17 protein-coding genes and 1 pseudogene are annotated in these 19,029 nt (G+C 39.9%); 10 read left to right on the top strand and 8 right to left on the bottom strand.

Translation table 11 applies throughout. The features are described 5' to 3' along the window. Positions 1 to 50: 50 nt before the first annotated feature. A complete protein-coding gene (gene gatC, locus AAC851_RS12650; protein ID WP_005083137.1) occupies positions 51 to 368 on the bottom strand; it encodes an Asp-tRNA(Asn)/Glu-tRNA(Gln) amidotransferase subunit GatC in 318 nt (105 codons plus the stop codon). A 133-nt stretch (positions 369 to 501) separates the two neighbouring features. On the opposite strand from gatC, the gene AAC851_RS12655 reads away from it, so the two are divergent. The 6 genes from AAC851_RS12655 to AAC851_RS12680 all read left to right on the top strand — a co-directional run bounded on the left by AAC851_RS12655 (position 502) and on the right by AAC851_RS12680 (position 5,263). Further along, positions 502 to 1,542, top strand: coding sequence for a rod shape-determining protein (locus tag AAC851_RS12655; RefSeq protein WP_004640560.1), 1,041 nt, complete (start codon positions 502 to 504; stop codon positions 1,540 to 1,542). A 17-nt stretch (positions 1,543 to 1,559) separates the two neighbouring features. Continuing rightward, positions 1,560 to 2,417 (top strand): rod shape-determining protein MreC, encoded by an 858-nt coding sequence (gene mreC, locus AAC851_RS12660; protein ID WP_005083136.1) that lies wholly within the window; start codon positions 1,560 to 1,562, stop codon positions 2,415 to 2,417. Continuing rightward, on the top strand, positions 2,404 to 2,898 hold the full coding sequence (mreD, locus tag AAC851_RS12665; RefSeq protein WP_004640557.1) for a rod shape-determining protein MreD: 495 nt from the start codon (positions 2,404 to 2,406) through the stop codon (positions 2,896 to 2,898). The genes mreC and mreD overlap by 14 nt, the downstream gene beginning before the upstream one ends. Beyond that, positions 2,886 to 3,446 (top strand): Maf-like protein, encoded by a 561-nt coding sequence (locus tag AAC851_RS12670; RefSeq protein ID WP_340600924.1) that lies wholly within the window; start codon positions 2,886 to 2,888, stop codon positions 3,444 to 3,446. The genes mreD and AAC851_RS12670 overlap by 13 nt, the downstream gene beginning before the upstream one ends. A gap of 54 nt (positions 3,447 to 3,500) precedes the next feature. Beyond that, positions 3,501 to 4,955 carry a ribonuclease G gene (rng, locus tag AAC851_RS12675; RefSeq protein ID WP_004640553.1) on the top strand — a complete coding sequence of 485 codons (1,455 nt, stop codon included), beginning with the start codon at positions 3,501 to 3,503 and terminating at the stop codon, positions 4,953 to 4,955. A 134-nt stretch (positions 4,956 to 5,089) separates the two neighbouring features. Further along, complete coding sequence (locus AAC851_RS12680) at positions 5,090 to 5,263, top strand: PA1571 family protein (protein ID WP_004640552.1); 174 nt, start codon at positions 5,090 to 5,092, stop codon at positions 5,261 to 5,263. A 29-nt stretch (positions 5,264 to 5,292) separates the two neighbouring features. Here AAC851_RS12680 and AAC851_RS12685 read toward each other — a convergent pair whose 3' ends face one another. Next, positions 5,293 to 6,681, bottom strand: coding sequence for a WS/DGAT/MGAT family O-acyltransferase (locus AAC851_RS12685; RefSeq protein WP_005083130.1), 1,389 nt, complete (start codon positions 6,679 to 6,681; stop codon positions 5,293 to 5,295). Positions 6,682 to 7,177: 496 nt separating this feature from the next. Then, a complete protein-coding gene (locus AAC851_RS12690; RefSeq protein ID WP_340600925.1) occupies positions 7,178 to 7,909 on the bottom strand; it encodes a phosphoadenylyl-sulfate reductase in 732 nt (243 codons plus the stop codon). 172 nt (positions 7,910 to 8,081) lie between these two features. On the opposite strand from AAC851_RS12690, the gene thrH reads away from it, so the two are divergent. Then, positions 8,082 to 8,699, top strand: a complete 618-nt coding sequence (gene thrH / locus AAC851_RS12695) for a bifunctional phosphoserine phosphatase/homoserine phosphotransferase ThrH (RefSeq protein ID WP_153568495.1) — start codon at positions 8,082 to 8,084, stop codon at positions 8,697 to 8,699. A 75-nt stretch (positions 8,700 to 8,774) separates the two neighbouring features. Here the strand turns inward: thrH and AAC851_RS12700 are convergent. The 3 genes and pseudogenes from AAC851_RS12700 to AAC851_RS12710 all read right to left on the bottom strand — a co-directional run bounded on the left by AAC851_RS12700 (position 8,775) and on the right by AAC851_RS12710 (position 13,653). After that, a pseudogene (locus AAC851_RS12700) lies at positions 8,775 to 9,994 on the bottom strand (OmpP1/FadL family transporter). A 310-nt stretch (positions 9,995 to 10,304) separates the two neighbouring features. Next, on the bottom strand, positions 10,305 to 11,609 hold the full coding sequence (locus AAC851_RS12705; protein ID WP_340600926.1) for an OmpP1/FadL family transporter: 1,305 nt from the start codon (positions 11,607 to 11,609) through the stop codon (positions 10,305 to 10,307). Between the two features lie 583 nt (positions 11,610 to 12,192). Further along, positions 12,193 to 13,653, bottom strand: coding sequence for a coniferyl aldehyde dehydrogenase (locus AAC851_RS12710; protein ID WP_340600927.1), 1,461 nt, complete (start codon positions 13,651 to 13,653; stop codon positions 12,193 to 12,195). A gap of 147 nt (positions 13,654 to 13,800) precedes the next feature. Here AAC851_RS12710 and AAC851_RS12715 point away from each other — a divergent pair, with 147 nt between their 5' ends. Next, entirely contained in the window at positions 13,801 to 14,352 is a 552-nt protein-coding gene (locus AAC851_RS12715; RefSeq protein ID WP_005089334.1) for a phosphatase PAP2 family protein, read from the top strand. 180 nt (positions 14,353 to 14,532) lie between these two features. Continuing rightward, complete coding sequence (locus AAC851_RS12720) at positions 14,533 to 15,219, top strand: GntR family transcriptional regulator (protein WP_005089335.1); 687 nt, start codon at positions 14,533 to 14,535, stop codon at positions 15,217 to 15,219. Positions 15,220 to 15,261: 42 nt separating this feature from the next. Here AAC851_RS12720 and AAC851_RS12725 read toward each other — a convergent pair whose 3' ends face one another. Continuing rightward, a complete protein-coding gene (locus AAC851_RS12725; protein ID WP_005089336.1) occupies positions 15,262 to 16,206 on the bottom strand; it encodes a PDR/VanB family oxidoreductase in 945 nt (314 codons plus the stop codon). Between the two features lie 12 nt (positions 16,207 to 16,218). Further along, positions 16,219 to 17,295, bottom strand: coding sequence for an aromatic ring-hydroxylating dioxygenase subunit alpha (locus AAC851_RS12730; RefSeq protein ID WP_008941630.1), 1,077 nt, complete (start codon positions 17,293 to 17,295; stop codon positions 16,219 to 16,221). A 376-nt stretch (positions 17,296 to 17,671) separates the two neighbouring features. Here AAC851_RS12730 and AAC851_RS12735 point away from each other — a divergent pair, with 376 nt between their 5' ends. Further along, positions 17,672 to 19,021, top strand: coding sequence for an MFS transporter (locus tag AAC851_RS12735; protein WP_340600928.1), 1,350 nt, complete (start codon positions 17,672 to 17,674; stop codon positions 19,019 to 19,021). The last annotated feature ends 8 nt before the right edge of the window (positions 19,022 to 19,029 follow it).

A 19,029-nucleotide genomic window follows, 5' to 3' on the forward strand; every position in this document is an offset into this window, starting at 1 on the left:
AAAAATTTCTTTACATTCTAAATATAAAATAAAAGTTAATTGAATAAAAATTATTCAATTACACGAGGTACAAGGTATAAACCAGCTTCGGTTGCAGGTGCGATCGCTTGATATTCATCACGGTGATTGCTTTCCGTGACTGCATCTGTGCGTAATGGTTGTGGGTTATCAAATGGGCTTTTCAAAGGCTCAACATCATCGGTATTAATGCCTTTCAAGCTTTCCATCATGCCCAGAATTTTATTTAAACTTTGAGCATATTCAGCAGATTGCGTGTCGTTTAGCGATAAGCGTGCCAAATTTGCAATTTGCGATACAGTTTGCGCATTTAGATCCGCCGTCTGTGGAGCATCGGATGATGTAGACATAACTTTACCTAATTCAGTATCAAAAAATTTCAAAATATCGTGCGTTATAATAAGCGATTGACTTGTTCAAATCATCACATTTAGTTAAAGTTGCCACCTTGTATTCACACAAAGTTTAATTGAGAACGCCCCCGTGATTCTAAAACGACTAATTGGCTTGTTTTCGCCGGATTTAGCCATTGATTTAGGTACTGCTAATACGCTTATTTATGCACCAGGCCGTGGCATTATTTTAAATGAACCAACTGTTGTGGCAATTCGCCATAGTGGTTCACAAAAAATTGTTGCCAATGTTGGACTTGATGCTAAACAGATGTTAGGTCGTACCCCAGCGAATATTTCAGCGATTCGTCCGATGAAAGACGGTGTGATTGCTGATTTTGAAGTAACTGAAACCATGTTGCATCAGTTTATTGGCAAAGTACATGAAAAGCGTTTATTTCCACCTGCACCACGTGTTGTCGTTTGTGTACCGTGTAAATCTACTTTGGTAGAACGCCGTGCAATTCGTGAAGCTGTATTCAACGCAGGTGCTCGTGATGTCCGCTTGATTGAAGAGCCGATGGCGGCAGCAATCGGTGCGGGTATGCCTGTAGAGCAAGCATGTGGTTCGATGGTGGTGGATGTGGGTGGTGGTACCACTGAAATCGCAATCATTTCATTACAAGGTTGTGTTTACGCTGATTCATTACGTATCGGTGGTGATGTTTTTGATGAGCAAATCATCAACTATGTACGTAAAGCGCATGGTTGTGTGATTGGTGAAACCACGGCTGAAGTGATTAAAAAAGAAGTTGGAATGGCGGTTGCTGATGGTAAAACATTAGAAATCGAAGTTCGTGGTCGTAATTTAGCTGAGGGTGTTCCTCGTGCGATTACGGTAACTTCTGATGAAATCACGCAAGCGATTGCTGATCCATTACAAAGCATTGTCAGTGCGGTGAAATCTGCACTTGAACAAACTCCGCCAGAATTGTCTTCTGATATCGCTGAGCGTGGTATTGTGTTGACGGGTGGTGGGGCATTATTGCGTAACTTAGATAAGATGCTTGCGCAAGAGACTGGGTTACCAGTTGTGGTTGCTGAAGATCCGTTGACTTGTGTCACTCGTGGCGCTGGAAAAGTATTAGAGTTCTTTGACAATCCAAATCACGACATGCTTTTTGTTGGCTAAACCATAAGGACTAGGCGGTGCAACCGAATCTTTTTTCAAGACAACCGCCATCTTTTCGCTCATTTGTTATTGCAGTGATCACATGTTTGGTAGTGCTATTTTTTGATTGGCGCATGCCACATGTGATTAAACCAGCAAGGGATGTCTTGTACGCCGCGTATAACCCAATTTATGCATTGGCGAGTTATCCAGTACTGTCGCGAGAATGGCTGAATCAACAAACCAAATCTGAAGCTCAATTGCGTCGTGAAAATACTGCGATGCAAGCAGAGCTATTGCAAGCACGTGTTCGACTCCAAAAATTATCTGAACTTTCTGCTGAAAATAACCGTCTAAGAGGTTTATTAGATACGCCATTGATTATTGATGGACGTATGCAGATTGCTGAAGTGATTGGAACGGATGCGGATCCATTACGTCATATCATTATTATCAACCGTGGTTCTGCCGATCAGCTTAAAATTGGACAAACAGTTTTGGATGATCAGGGCATCATGGGACAGATCATCAATGTCTATCCACATAGTGCGCGTGTGATGTTGTTATCTGACAAAGAGCATTCTCTATCTGTACGCTTAGAGCGGACAGGTATGCGTGCGATTGTGTCGGGTACTGGTGATTTAGGTCAGTTAAAAATGGACTACGTGGCGACCAGTGCAAACATCAAAGTTGGGGATAAGGTGTTCAGTTCTGGTTTAGGTGAGCATTTCCCTGCAGGTTACTTAGTCGGGACAGTATCGAAAGTCAGTCGTCATAATTCTGGTGAATTTGCTGAAATTGATGTAGTGCCAGCGGCTCAACTGGCAAGTGGTCATCATGTCGTGGTTCTGTTCTCAGAGTCATTGGCAAAGGAGCAGCCTTATGCCAATCGCTAAGTTAAGTTATAGCAAATCCAATAAAGATCCTTTGTTGATGATCATCATCTCGATTGTGATTGCATCGGTGTTGATGGTCTATCCGTTGGCGTATGAGTTGTCAGGATGGCGACCTGCGGTGATGTTGATGGTGATGTTGTTCTGGATTCTTTATCAACCTGTTTGGTGTGGGATCTGGTTTGCCTTCGGTATGGGGATTTTTGCTGATTTACTTTTAGATGCGCCACTGGGGTTAAACGCATTAAGTTTTGTGCTAATTTGTTTTGCGACGCGCTATTTCATACGTGAACGACGAATTTTAACTTTTGGTAATTCGTGGGTGATTGCAAGTATTGCCATAGTGATGCATATCACTTTTTTATGGATGTGTCAGACCATAACAGGTATGCATTTTTCTCTAGCTCGACATTGGCAACCGTTGATTACGGGTGTTTTAGCTTGGCCGATCCTTTATTATTGTTTACATAAATGGCGCATATAATTCTCGCATCCAGCTCGCCGCGTAGGCAGGAGCTTTTATCGCAACTGGGTTTGGACTTTGAAGTTTTTAGTCCAGACATTGATGAGACCGTAAGGGATGCTGAAACGGTTGTGCATTATGTGGAACGGTTGGCAAGAGAAAAAGCGCGTGCTGTTTTAGCTCAATTTCCTGCTGCAATTGTAATCGCAGCAGATACCAGTTTAAGTTTTGCTGGAAAGATTTTGGGTAAGCCAGAATCCAAGCAACATGCTTTTGAAATGTGGTCACAGCTTTCTGGTCAGTGGCATGATGTATTTTCTGGCGTCTGTGTTGCCAGTCGTATTCAAATATGCAGTACAGTAGTGCAGATACAAGTCGAGTTGCAAACGCTTAGCCACGCTGAAATGGAAAAGTATTGGGCAACAGGTGAACCGATTGGCAAAGCAGGTGGATATGCCATTCAAGGAATTGCTGCACAATATATTCCACAAATAAGGGGCAGTTATAGTAATGTGGTGGGGCTGCCTTTGTATGAAACAGTACAGTTATTAGAAAGCGTTAAAGCATAAATTCTGCATTAACGCTGTCGGCATAAGAATTTTTATAAAAGTTTTGAGTTGGTTATGGCAGAAGAGTTGCTGATTAACGTGACACCGATGGAGTGTCGGGTTGCGTTGATTGAAAATGGTACGGTCAATGAACTATTTGTTGAGCGTACGGCAAAACGTGGTTTAGTGGGTAATATTTATAAAGGCAAGGTTGTCCGTGTACTACCAGGCATGCAAGCTGCTTTTGTTGATATTGGATTATCTCGAACAGCATTCTTGCATATCAATGATATGGTCTGGCCTCGTTCACAACCGACACCTAATGTTTTTGAGTTGTTGCATCCTGGGCAAATGCTGACCGTGCAAGTGATGAAAGACATGCTCGGAACGAAGGGGGCTCGACTCAGTACAGATCTTTCGATCCCATCGCGTTATCTTGTGCTGATGCCTTATGGGAATCATATAGGGGTATCTCAGCGCATTGAGGCGGAAGAAGAGCGTGATCGTTTACGTGGGATTATTGAGCATATTCAAGCTGAACATAACCTACCTGGAAGTGTGATTGTACGCACTGCTGCGGAAGGGGTGGATGAAGCGGCGATTGCACAAGACATGAATTACCTGAGTAAACTGTGGGAATTCATTCAACGCAAGCAAAAAGAAGTTTCAACACCTGAGCTAATTTTTGAAGAGCTTCCTTTACCTCAACGTATTGTGCGGGATTTAGCCAGCGATGAAACCGCTAAAATCTATGTGGATTCGCGCGAAATTCATGGCAAGTTGAATGACTTCGTCAAGGAGTTTGTGCCGACCATTCAAAATCGTTTGCTGCATTATCCAGGTGAAAAACCACTTTTTGATTTATACAATGTCGAAGAAGATATTCAGAAAGCTTTACAAACGCGTGTAGCACTTAAATCGGGTGGCTATCTGATGCTTGATCAGACAGAAGCGATGACCACCATTGATGTTAATACCGGTTCCTATGTCGGTGGGCGAAGCCTAGAAGACACAGTTTTTAAAACCAATATGGAAGCGACCCAAGTCATTAGCAGACAACTCCGTTTGCGAAACTTGGGCGGTATCATCATCATTGATTTTATTGATATGCAAGAAGCTGGGCATCGGGAAGAAGTGATGCGTCAGTTTGAAAAAATGCTTGAACGCGATCATGCCAAAACCAAAATTACTCAAGTTTCAGAACTGGGTTTGGTTGAAATGACTCGTAAGCGAACTCGTGAATCTTTGGAACATCTACTTTGTGAATCATGTCCAACTTGTCAAGGACGCGGCTATGTGAAGACAGCAGAGACAGTATGTTACGAGATATTTCGCGAGATCATGCGATATGCGCGTGCATTTGATTCCAAGGGTGGCTTTACTGTCGTTGCGCATCCAGCAGTGATTGATCGGCTTTTAACAGCAGAAGCCCCAGCCGTCGCGGATTTGGAGCATTTTGTGAACCGTGTCATAAAATTCCAAGTGGAAAATTTATATACGCAAGAGCAATACGATATCATTTTAAGCTAAAGTTGTAACAAGATTTCGCTTAATCCTTGTTACAACTGAAATTTTACTTTCGATCATGAATTTTAAATACTAGAACCATAAGATTAGCCATAGGCATTTTTCAATGTCTTAGCAAATATAATGAGGTATATAAAATGAATGTAAGTAAAAGATTAGTGAGTCACGGTTTTAAGCATGTTTTAGACAGCAATCCTGTGAACACTTGTTATATGGTCGATAGCCAAGGTAAAGAAGTTCCGATTACTACGGCAATGATTCGTTCAGCCTGTCATCAATTGCTACAACGTTGTCGCGCAATTAAAAAGTAAGGGGCCATTGAAAGCCCCTTAATTTTTCTCTACGAATTTACAATCTTCTCTTGCGGTAACTCTTGAATCTTTTGTTCAAAACGTTGAATTTCTTCTTCTAGATGTGTCAGTAAGTTTTGCATTTTGGGTAGTGCATTTCGACATGCGATCAAACCAACTTCTAATTTATCCAAATAACTGGTTAAGGTTATATTGAGTGCCTGACCATCCATCACGATTGATGCAGGATATAGTGCATCGAGTTTTGCCCCATTCCAATACAACGGTTCACGTGGACCAGGTACGTTAGAAATTACAAGGTTAAAGGCTTGACGCTTAGGTAACATTCCTGAAGCGATGTTTAATCCTGCTGGACCATAAACCACGGCACTATAGTTTAGAATCTCATTTGCGGTCATACGACTAAAGCGTTGTTTGGAGTTTTGCACACTGCGACGAATAATCTCCAAACGTTCGATTGGATCTTCGATATGAGTGGCAAGATTGGCCAAAATCATCGTAATACGGTTACTTACATCTGAGTCATCGGTACGTAGTGATGCTGGCACCATAGCGATTAAAGGCTTTTTCGGTAAGCTATTATGACTGATCAAATATTCGCGTAAAGCACCAGCACATACAGCCAAAACAACGTCGTTTAAGGTCACGCCAAGTGTTTTGGCAATGGTGCGGAAACGATCTAATTCAAATGACTGTGCTGCAAAACGACGGGCAGAGCTAACACGTTGGTTTAAGATCGACGGCGGTGCTTGGAAGGTCGAAACGTAGTCTGGGTTTTTCCCCATCTCTTTAAAAATAGTTTGAGAGAGTTCTTGCATCACTTTAGGAGCAACTTCGCACTGGGATTTAATCGTATCCCACACACCTTTGATTTTGCTAACACTTGGTGGTTTCGGAGCTTTTAAACGTTTAGCGCGCTTGCCTTCTACACACCAGAGCGGAACGACATGTTTTTCATTTGGATCTTTTGAAAGCGATTTTTCGATTAGGCGCATACCTGCAACGCCATCTACCATCGCATGATGGATTTTGAAATACATGGCAAAACGGTTGCCTTCAATTCCTTCGATAATGTCACAGGTCCATAATGGTTTAGCACGGTCAATAAGAGAACTATGTTGCTGTGAAATATACACTAGTAATTCACGAATACGTCCAGGATTGGGTAACGCAATATGACGGAAATGATGGTCTAAATCGAATTCATTGTCTTCACCCCAAAATAAACCATTTAACTGATTGTTGAAGGGGGGTACTGGAATGCTTTTTGATTGACGAATTTCTTCAACCAGATCATGAACAAAGGTTGGAGACGCATTTTCAGGTAGTTCAAATAAAAACAGCCCACCTACATGCATGGGTTGCTGTCTTTTTTCTAATGAAAGAAAAATGAAGTCGATCGGGTGTAAAGGGCGCATAGCAGATATAGCCTCTCATCGCATTTTTTATAAGATACTCTTGGAGCTCTTATTAGTATTATTGAACCGTAGAGATCAGTATATACGCTTTCGTCTGGTTAAAATATGACTTTGTACACAGCAGTCAGAAAAAATAAAACCACTGACAAATCAGTGGAATGAGGGTCTATGGGTATTTCAACGATACCTTGCGTTATTGGCTAAAACGACATAAACAAGGCATGAAGCGTAGGTAATGGTGGTCTCCCTTGCCAAGCTTTATAACGCAGTTTAGGGAAGTTTTAACCATAACCTGAGCAAGAGCAAAGCACTGCTTTGATCTCAGCGCAAGGCAAAGCTCGAGGACAGGAGTATTTTTTGCCGTTCCTTCGTTATGTCTTGTTTATTTAGAATGACTAAATTTCACAAGACATGCCTTGCAACGTCTAAAAAATATTCTCTGTCGCAAGCATCTATGAAAAACACATAGACCCTTCTATACCAAAATTGTTACAGCTTATTTTTTTAGATTTCCAGCATGCAAACCACACTCTTTGTGAGTTGCTTCTTCCCACCACCAACGACCTTCACGTTCATGCTGATTAGGTAAAACAGGGCGTGTGCAAGGTTCACAACCAATTGAGATAAAACCACGCTCATGCAATGGATTATATGGAATTTCCATCATACGGATATAACTCCATACATCGGCACTACTCCAATTGGCAAGTGGGTTGTACTTGATCAGTTGTTTACCTTCCCCTGAAAAGCCAACATCGGCCTGAACCACTGGAACATCACTGCGTGTTGGGCTTTGATCTTTTCGTTGACCCGTAATCCAACCATCTAAAGTCGCCAATTTTTTACGAAGAGGTTGAACTTTACGAATTCCACAGCATTCTTGATGACCATCTTCAAAAAAGCTAAATAACCCTTTTTCATTGACGAATTGTTGAACTGCAGCAGACTCAGGAAAACAGATTTCGATATTAATATTGTAATGCTTACGGACTGTTTCAATAAATTGATAGGTTTCAGCGTGTAGTCGCCCCGTATCTAAGCTAAAAACACGAAATGGCTTACCCAGACGAGAAGCAATATCAATTAAAACAACGTCTTCTGCGCCTGAAAATGAAATAGCAATTTCACCTTGTTGGCTTAAGGCAAGTTCTAGAATTTCTCGTGGCGATTTATCTGCATATTCAGCAGCGAGCGCATCTACAAGGTCAATAGTTGGAATAACAGTCATGGGTGTTCCTGGCGATAGGCTTGGGCACAATTGTAAATCATTCTAAGCAAAGCAGTTTACTTGCTCTCAACTTTAATCTTGTAGAATAAAGCTGATTTATTCAACAACAGCGCAAAAATTGAAAATGTTAGTGGTATGATACAGCAATTTTTAACCAACATTGGAAGCATTCATGGAAATCGTATGCCTAGATCTTGAAGGCGTTTTAGTTCCAGAAATCTGGATTAATTTTGCAAAAAAAACAGGGATTAAAGAACTCGAGGCAACGACTCGTGATATTCCAGACTATGATGTACTAATGACACAGCGTCTAAATATCTTAAAACAACATGGTTTGGGTTTAAATGATATTCAAGCGGTGATTGCGGATATGGGGCCTTTTGAAGGGGCGAAGGAATTTGTTGATTGGGTACGCACACACTTTCAATTGATTATTCTGTCAGATACATTCTATGAGTTTGCACATCCATTGATGAAGCAGTTAGGCTGGCCGACAATTTTCTGTCATAAGCTTGAGACAGATGAAAATGGCATGATTACGGCTTATAAATTACGTCAACCTGATCAAAAGCGTCAAGCGGTTAAAGCTTTGCATGGTTTGAACTTCCGTGTGATTGCGGCAGGTGATTCTTATAATGATACGACGATGTTGGGAGAAGCGGATCATGGATTCTTGTTTGATGCACCAGATAATGTAATCGCTGAGTTTCCTCAATTTCCACCTTTGCATGGCTATGAGGCTTTAAAACAAGCCATTCGTTCAGTATCGCAACGTAATATTCCAGAATAACTAATCCTCCCCAGCCCTCCTTTAGAAAAGGAGGGAGTTTTCCCTCTTTATTAAAGAGGGGTAAGGGGAGATTTCTTAGAATTTATAACCAATCTTTAAACCGTAAGCGATAGCATCATTATTTTTAAACTCTGCAATATAAGCAGGCGTTTCAAATTGTGATCCTGATTGTGCTTTGGCATCACCTAACCAAAAATATTTTACCCCACCAGCAATAAAGTAGTTGGGAGCAGGGCTATATTGGATACCTAAACCAACATTCCAATATCCTTCTGTTGGTCCTAATGTGGTCACAGGGTTACCTGCACCTGAGTCCCAACCAATCGATACATTACCTGCCCAATGATCATTCACTTTACGACCTACACCAGCAGTAATTGAGTATTGATCTTCTGTATAGGCTACTAGATCAAAACCATCTTTTTACCTGTTGCTGCAACAATTGGTGGTAATACAGTAGCGGCACCGAATTTGTAAGGACGAATCGCAAAATCTTTCCAATTCACCCAACGTAGGTTGGCGAATGCAACTGTATTTTCCATAATGCCTGTCTGGAAATCAAAGTTCACTGATTGAGGTGTGGTGATTTCAGTTGTGCCTTCAGAATTATTAATTTTATTTAAAATAGCATCAAAACCAGCATTGCCCGTCATTCCCGCAATACCATGGTTTTCATAAGCATTCATCTCATGCTTGATTTTAGCGCGGTAAGTGATCGAGGCTTTGAGAGCAATTTCGGGGATTTGATATGCTGCACCTGCTAACCAGCCTACCGCCTCATCCTTACCTGTTTTAAAATCATAGCCACTATAAGCGCTATAACTCGTTCCACGTAATAGGACTGTACTGTCTAGTGTTTGGTAAACTGCACCAGCATAAAGATTCCAGTTTTGGTTAGGTTGAAAACCAAATAATAAATTTAAATTTTCAGTATCAACAGTAACTGATGTACCACCTTTGAATGGTAGGGGGCGACTTTCAATGAAATTACTTTTTCCTTTATATTCTGCATCAGCACCATAGGGTTGATCATAAATTAGTCCGACTGAGAGTTGTTCAGTTGCTTGTACTTTAATTGCAGCAGAAGGGAAATAATAATCTTCTGCCATATCGTTAACTTTCAATTGATTAGATTGAACTTTGGGATCTAAAATTGAAATACCTGCTTCTGCATAATTACCCAGTTGTAAAAATGCAGCAATAGACTGACCAGAACGGTCTAAACCAGCAGCAAGCGCAGGTGTAAGTGGGAGAGTACTAAGTAAAATAGCCGAATAAATTCTATTGAGCTTCATGGTCGTTCCCTGATGCTTTATGTAACAAAAAGTGCAGGAAAAGTAACACATTTGAAAAAAGAGTAAATGCTCAACTTCGCAGAATAAATGAACTGAATAAGTTATAAATAGCAGTTGATTAGAGTAAAAGAACTATTTTTAGGTCTTAAGTAAATGAATTTTATTAAATAATTTTTTTAGGGTGATGTTTGGGTAAATATGAGTTTAATTGCTTTAAGTTTGAACATTTGGTTAACACTTGTATAAAAACGAGTGGGTTTTAAGTGCAAAAAAGCCACCCCGAAGAGTGGCTCCTTTGAAAACTAAGGGATTAGAAGCGGTAACCAATTTTTAAGCCGTATGCCCATGCATCGTTGTCTTCAAATTCTGCAACTTGAGCATTTTGAGCATTGCCAGGAACAGAATATGAACCAGAATGTGCTGTAGCATCACCCAACATAAAGTATTTCACGCCACCTGCAATAAAGTAGTTTGGAGCAGGGCTAAATTGTAAACCTAAGCCTACGTTCCAGTAGCCTTCAGTAGGGCCAAATGTTGATACAGGGTTACCTGCACCTGTGTCGTAACCTACAGATACATTACCAGCCCATTGTTCACTGAATTTACGACCTACACCTACTGTTGCAGAAATTTGATCATCAGAATAGTCGAGTAAGTTAAAGCCTTTCGTGTAAGCACCACCAGTTAATGCTGTTGATGCAGCTTCTGCGCCTTTACCGAACGCGTATGGACGGATTGAAAAATCTTTCCAATTAACCCAGCGTACATTTGCGAATGCTACGGTATTAGCCATGATACCTGTTTGTAAATCTAAATTAATAGATTGAGGTGTGGTAATCTCAGTTTCGCCAAGACCATTGTTCATATTGATTACTGTACCTGGATTTGTTCCCAATGCAGCAATAGAGCTTTCGTCAACAGTTAACTTATGTTTAATTTCTGAGCGATATGTTACAGATGCTTTTAAAGCAATTTCTGGAATTTGGTATGCAAAACCTGCTAACCAACCAACTGCTGAGTCTTCACCAATATTTGCGTTGTAACCACCAAAATTATTTGTTCCACTGTAAGCGTAACCACGTAATTGGACATTACCTTTTACTGTTTGATAGACTCCACCACCATAGAAGTTCCAATTTTCAGTAGGTTGAAAACCTAGAATAACGCTAATATTTTGTGTATTTACTTCTGCTGATGTTGATTCATTTCCGTCATGGAATAAACCTGCGCCACCTAAAGCTGCTGAACCTGTGTCGCCAGTTGAATAAGTAACATCAGCGCCAAATGGTTGGTCGTAAATTAAACCAAAAGAAAAATTATCGTTTAATTGTAATTTTAGTGCTGCAGACGGGAAGTAGTAGTCACCTGCCATATCATCAACGCTGGTATTTTGTAGGCCTACTGCTGCTGGTGGAACTGCTGCTGAAGGCGTATAACCATTTTTTACTTTGCCAGAAACATTCGGATCTAAAACAGAAATACCTGCTTCAAAGTAGTTACCCGGTTGTAAGAATGCAGCCATAGATTGACCAGAACGATCCATACCTGCAGCAAAAGCACCTGTCATTGGTACAGTTGCTAAAATCATTGCTGTGCTAAGGTGTTTTAATTTCATTTTAAATCTTTCCTTGAACTTTTAAGATTCTTAAGTTTAGAAGCTATGAAATGACGACAAAAAGTCATTTATATTTGATTGGCTATAACTTCATGTAACAAAAATACCATAATTAAAATAAGAGTAAATGTTCTAAATGAACTAGTTAGTACGATTGATTGGATGAAATTGAACAAAAAAAATGCTATAAATATTTATATACATATGTGTTTTTATTGGTAAAATAATGAAATATATAAAATATTTATGAAAAATGACTCTTGCAAATTCTATAAAAAAAATTTTTTTTAGGTCAAAGATTTTTTGTAAAAAATACGATCTTATTTGCAGTATTGGTTAAAAATGCATATTTTTACGATCAAATAAATATTCATATAAATTTTACAAAAAATTTACGCATTTTAGTTGTTCTGACATAGAGAGTTTACGCCTTCAATTTCCATACTACTGCTGACTTATTTTTAAATGGCATGTGCTATGTGGGAATTTATTTTGTTCTTCACTCTAAGTTATTTTTAGGAGTATTTTAAAAATAGTAGATAGCAAGAAAGAGAGCACTAGGCTCTCTTTGATGTTACTCAGTTTATTTGAGATTTGGATCACCTTTTTTCAAAAAGAAATGTAAAGCTAGCTTCTGTATCCATGTTCCATACGGTGGATAGAATAACTGGGTTGGGAAAAATCGATGTCGAATAAAGACTGTTTTTGCATGTGAAAGTTCTCGGAAACCCTCTATACCATGATATGTTCCCATACCTGAGTTTCCAATACCGCCAAAGGGTGCATCATGGTTCACGACATGCCATCCCCAATCATTGATTGTGACGCCACCTGAATGCGTTTGTTTTAAGATATGATCGCGTTCATTGGCATCATGGGTAAAGCAATAAAGTGCTAATGGGCGTTCACCTGTTTTGATATATGTAATCGCATCATCTATTGCATCATATGCAACTACTGGGAGAACTGGGCCAAATAACTCTTCTTTTAAAATCCGCATATCTGGTGTGCAATTTAGAACAATATGTACAGGCATACGACGTCCATCTTGGTCTGGAACATAGTTGCCGCATGTAATGATCTCAGCACCTTTTGCTTTAGCATCTTCAAGTATTTCGAGTAATCGTTTTAAATGCCGATCATTGACGATAGACGTGTAATTGGTATTTTTTGAAATATTATCGCCATACATCGATGAAAAATATGATTTACATTCTTCCACAAAGGCATTTATTTTTTCCTTCGGTACTAATGCATAATCAGGTGCAACACAAATTTGGCCACAATTGGTTGCTTTACCATGTAAGATTCGCATTGCTGCATCAGCCAAAGGATAGTGACGACTCACCAAAGCCGGTGATTTACCACCAAGTTCTAAGGTAACTGGAGTTAAGTTTTCTGCTGCCGCACGCATCACCACGCGGCCAATCGCTGGTGATCCAGTGAAAACAATATGATTGAACGGAAGGGTTGTAAATAATGAAGGGTCTGTGATTTCTTCACCAAAAATAGCAACTTCGTCTTCAGAGAAAACCTCAGCAATCATGCGTTTCATGACCGCATTTGTTGCAGGAGTAATTTCTGGCAGTTTAATCATGACGCGATTGCCTGCTGCAATCGCTGCGATTAATGGCCCTAACGCCAAATAAACGGGGAAATTCCAAGGCACAACAACGCCAACAACTCCTTTGGGTTGGTATTGCACACGTAAATGGTTAGATAAAAATAGTAATTCTGTACTGCGTTTGCTTGGGCGCATCCATTTACGTAAATGCCGAATTGCATGTTCCGCTTCGAGTACTGAACCGAGTAAATCTAATAGTTTTGATTCATCGATAGAGCGAGAGCTAAAGTCAGCATTGATTGCAGCAGCAATTACATCTTGATAGCGAATAATTTGCTTTTTGAGGTTGAATAACTTACTGCGCCGTGTGTCTAAATCTGGGTAGGGTTGAGCAGCAAAAGCAGCAGATTGTTGAGCGAAAATAGCTTGCATTTGCTCGTGAGCAGGTGACTCAGATTGTTGTGAATGCGCTTGATTCATATTTTACCTTCTATGTTTTTATCTTTGATTTCAAGGAGTCTTAGTAATCTATATCTATCAAAGTATGTCAGTCAGTGCTGGATTCATAATTCTTTCATCAATTTTATATACATTGCGATCAAATAAGTGATCAAAGATTGATGAGAGATGATTTTGAACGATATAAATATTCATTTATTTCATAGTATCAATGCTTTTGCTTTAAAATATCCAGTCTTAGATCAAATTGTGATCTTTTTGGCAAATGATTTAAACACAGTCTTTATTAGTTTTCTTGTGTTTTTGTTATTACTGCAATGGAAGGCACACCATTTAATATTTGCAAAAACTCTGTTTATCGTACTTATATCATTATTATGTGATTTAGTTGATTATTTTTATCATTCACCGCGGCCATTTCAACTCGGTTTAGGACATAAACTGATTGGTCATGGTTCAACTTCTTCTTTTCCTAGCCAACATACATTAACGATTGTGATTATTGGGTGCTCGTACTTATTGGCAGGTTTTAAATTGATTGGTGGTATAGGGTTAGTGTTTAGTCTGATCGTGGGATTATCACGTATTTTTGTGGGTGTTCATTTTCCTTTCGATATCATTGGAGCCTTTCTAATCGGTTTAATGTTGGTATTATTTGTGAATTACAGCCTAAGAATATTAACGTTGAGATTACGCAAGGCGATACCTTTGCTAAATTGAAGCTAAAAAAGACGGAGCAAATGCTCCGTTTTTTATGGTTTATTTTGCAGATTAGTTGTCAAATTTATATATTCAAGTTCTCGAACGTTAGAAATTCCAGAGGAAAATAATATTTTCATTTTATAGATGAAGTTGTTAGCATCAAAGATCGGTTTAGATTTAGATAGTGTGTGATTAAGCATGTCTTCAGGGCAACAGGTTTTAATTAAACTCAGAAAAATGATCATTGCAGGGGAAATTGAAGGGGGAAGTCGAATTGCTGAGATTCCAACTGCGGAGTTGCTAGGTGTCTCTAGGCAGCCGATTCGAATGGCATTTCGTTTACTTGAGCAGGAAGGTCTGTTAATAAAAAATCCAACTCGCGGGTATACGGTACGAGAGATTTCGGGAAAACTGATTCATGATGCTCTTGAGGTCCGTGGTGTGCTTGAAGGATTAGCGGCAAAAACAATAGCAGAGCAAGGATTAACTGATCAACAAAAACTCACCTTGCAAGAATGCATTCAAGAAATAGAACAGCTCTTTAATGAGCATACTGAATTTGGTGATGCCGAATTAGAGCGCTATCACCATTTTAACGTAATTTTTCACGATACGATTATTCAAGGAGCGCAGAATATAGCGCTATTACAGGCTTTGGCAAAAAATAATCAACTGCCAATGGCATCAGCGCAAGCGATTACTTTCGATCAAACAAAGGCGTTATCTGAATATCGTCGATTGCATTATGCACATCTCCAACATTGTTCAATTTATGACGCGTTATTACATCGCCAAGCCGGACGAGCTGAAACTCTTATGCGCGAACATAGTAGTGTGGTGATATTAGGCGAAACCTTAACTGGTATTCTTAGTGATGAAACTTAATGAGTTCCTTTTGACGCAGAGTTGAAAAGGAACTCGAAAATGCTACAGTTCAATGACGAGTTTTTTCGACTTTGCACGAGAACAACACGGCGTAAACTGGTTATTAAGCGCATGTTCTTCATCGGTCATAAATACATCACGATGGTCTGGTGTTCCTTCGATTACACGAGTAATACAAGTCCCACAAATGCCTTGCTCACAGGAAATTGGCACATCAAAACCATGTTCAATCAAAGCTTGGGTGGCAGTCTGGTGGGCTAACACCTTGATTTGACGGTCTGTACCTTTAACTTCAATGGTAAAGGCTTCATTATTTGAAGTATCTGCGAGTTGTGCAACAAAATGCTCTTGGTGTAACTGTTCAGTTTGCCATCCAGCCTGTACTGCAGAATTGGTCACAAACTCCATAAACCCTGTAGGGCCACAGACATATAGATGTTTGTCGGGAGCATTCCGCTGGAGTACCTGTGACATATCGCAACCAGTGCTAGGCTGATCTTGAATATGAAAATGAATGTTTGAACCAAAATGTTCAGTTAAATTACCGTAGAAGGCAATCATGTCATGGCTACGGACGAAGTAATGTAACTCGAATGGAATTCGTGCGGATTTAAGCCGATATGCCATGGATAAAATAGGCGTAATTCCAATGCCGCCTGCAAATAAAATGGCTTGTTTCGTTTCAGGGTGAATTTTAAATAAATTGCGAGGTTCGCCAATTTGTAGAAGATCACCTTCATGGTATTCGGTATGGATACAGCGCGACCCGCCTCGCGAATTGGCGTCATGTAGTACACCTATGACATAACGATGTCGTTCACTGCTGTTATTTGAAATTGAGTATTGGCGAGTTAGACCATTTTTAAGATGCACGTCAATATGTGCACCTGCTTCAAAAGTAGGGAGCGTTGTACCATTCGCTGACACCAGTTCAAATGCACGAATTGAGGGCGTGAGTTGATGGATTTTCTGAATGATTACGTCCATGTTCATCTTCCTTTAAATCACATGAATATTTGGAAACTTCTGTTTAGATATTTCTGGAGGCGTTGTATTTTCTTCAGTAAGTAGACGCTCAATGACTCGACGTGACTGAACTCCACCTGCATCGATGTTAAGCATCAATAACTTTCGGTGAGGATTGCTTAAAATATTTTGTTGTTGCTGTTCCAACATTTCTAAATCTTCAGTGAAAATTTTGCCTTGACCTTCACGAATTTGATCGGTGAGTTCAACATTCTCTGGCTGGAAATTACGGGCCATTCCCCAGAAATACCAATGCGAGGTTTCTGTTTCTGGTGTAATGAAATCTACGACGATAGAGGACACTTTTTTATCTTTTGGTGCGTCATAGCCACCGTATCCCGCATGAGCGACACCGACTTCAATGTGTACGTTGCTTGGAGCATAGAAATGACAGCGCTGCCAACGATCTACAGGTATGTCATCGGCCAAATTGTTGCCACGAAGTGCCATTTGCCAGAAAGGTGGCGCAATAACATTTTCCATATAACGCTCAGTAATGACCTGATCGCCATCCACCTTAGTTACAGGTAGGGCTTCATCAATTTCTTTTTGACCAATACTGCTTGAGTGGACATAGGTTTCATGGGTTAAATCCATAAGGTTGTCGATCATCAGGCGATAATCACATTGGATATGAAATAAGCCGCCACCATAGCTCCACTCGGGATGTTCAGCCCATTCTAGTGTTGGAAGTTTTGATTCATCTGCTAACGCTTTTTCACCTGGCCAGACCCAAATGAATCCATATTTTTCGATGACTGCGTAGGCTTTGTTGCATGGAAAACCATGGGTACGTTGTGCTGGCATAGATACCGTTTTTCCGTCACATCCCATCACTAAACCATGGTAACCACATACGAGGTTTCCATCTTCAACATAACCTAATGACAGGGGGGCGCCACGATGTGGGCAGAAATCTTCCACGGCAGCGACCTGATTTTCTTTGCCACGATAAAAAACGATCTTTTCACCACAAATTGTGCGACCAAGAGGCTTATCTTGAATTTCTTCTGGACGGCATGCGACATACCAAGCATTTTTAATAAACATGTGTGACGTCTCCTTATCACCTATTGGATCCAATTTATGATTTTGATAAATTCATGTCAAGCATTTGGCATGTTTGTTTTCTGAAAGAGCCATTTTTCTCTTTCTATTAAATGTGTATATTATTGAAAATAAATCTAATTTTAAATTTTAAAAAATATTAATTCGAATGAGATTTATTTTTTAATAAAACCATTGATTTTTTGGATCCATTTATTCAGTATAAAAAAAGCAGGATGCTTAGCAAAACGTATCGACAGCATACGGTTTGTGAAATCAAACAATGTTAATAAATTTTTGGATAGGGATATGCATGATCAGCCATCGCACGCTTTTGCGTTGATGTATGTGTATTTTATCCAGTGTTGGAGATATACACATGAACCGAGATGTTCTAAGTGAAATAAACCAAAATAAGATGAGCCGTTATCAATGGTTCGTGATTTCAATTTGTATTTGTCTAAATATTATCGATGGTTTTGATGTCATGGTCATGGCATTTACGGCGCCCTCAGTGTCTATGGAGTGGTCTTTGTCGGGGGCACAAATCGGAATGCTATTAAGTGCAGGCCTGTTTGGAATGGCTGCTGGTTCAATATTTTTAGCGCCTTTTGCAGACAAAGTGGGGCGTCGTTTATTGATCTTATCTTGCTTAGTTATTTCTGGTCTAAGTATGTTGGCTTGCGCATTTGTAGACAATCACAATACCTTAGCATTACTTCGTTTTATCACGGGTATTGGTGTCGGTGGAATTTTGGCAAGTAGTAATGTTTTAGCAAGTGAGTATGCGAATGGGCGATGGAGAAGTCTTGCAGTGAGTTTAATGTCTACTGGTTATGGAATCGGTGCGACATTGGGAGGCGTATTATCGCTGGCATTGATTGAGCAATTGGGATGGCGTTCAATTTTCTTGGCAGGGGGGATTGCGACGATCATGATGCTATTTGTGAGCATCTGGTTGCTGCCAGAATCACTGGATTATTTGTTGGCAAAAAGACCGAAACAAGCATTAAAGCAAATTAATATAACGATGCAGAGAATAGGGGGAAGTACTCTGTCTGCTTTACCACACCAAGTAAAAACCAGTACCGCGGGAAATAAAGGGGAGTTGGTCAAGCTATTTGATGGACATCTTCGCTTCCAAACACTTTGCCTTTGGTTTGCTTTTTTCTTAGTCATGTTTGGTTTTTATTTTGTGATGAGCTGGACACCTAAAATTTTACTTTCAATGGGAATGTCAGCTGATCAGGGTGTGACGACCGGAATTTTAATTAGTATTGGCGGGATTTTTGGTGCGGCAATCATCGGATTACTTGCTTCACGTATCAAAATTTTCTACGCATTAAGCCTGTTCTTAGGGTTAACGGCAGTTTGTGTATTCTTATTTGTTGCAGTATCAACGCATGTCAGTATAGCGCTGGTGGTTGGTTTGCTATTAGGAACGCTTATCAATGGTTGTGTAGCAGGCTTATATTCAATCTCACCGACAATTTATGATGCTGAAATCCGTAGTCGTGGTGTAGGTTATGCCATTGGATTTGGTCGTATTGGTGCAATTTTATCACCAACAGTTGCAGGCATTTTTCTGGATAAAGGTATCGCTCCAGCCACGCTTTATGCTTATTACGGTGTGGTCTTTATTTTAGCTATTTTCTTGATTTTAAGCTTGGGTAATGCTTTTTACAGGAACAAAAAAGAGCAAAATTACGCCCTTAAAACAGCACCTTAAATCCTAAA

It is taken from the genome of Acinetobacter sp. HZNU-JH01 (assembly GCF_037996845.1).
In the GTDB taxonomy this organism is placed as follows: domain Bacteria; phylum Pseudomonadota; class Gammaproteobacteria; order Pseudomonadales; family Moraxellaceae; genus Acinetobacter; species Acinetobacter haemolyticus.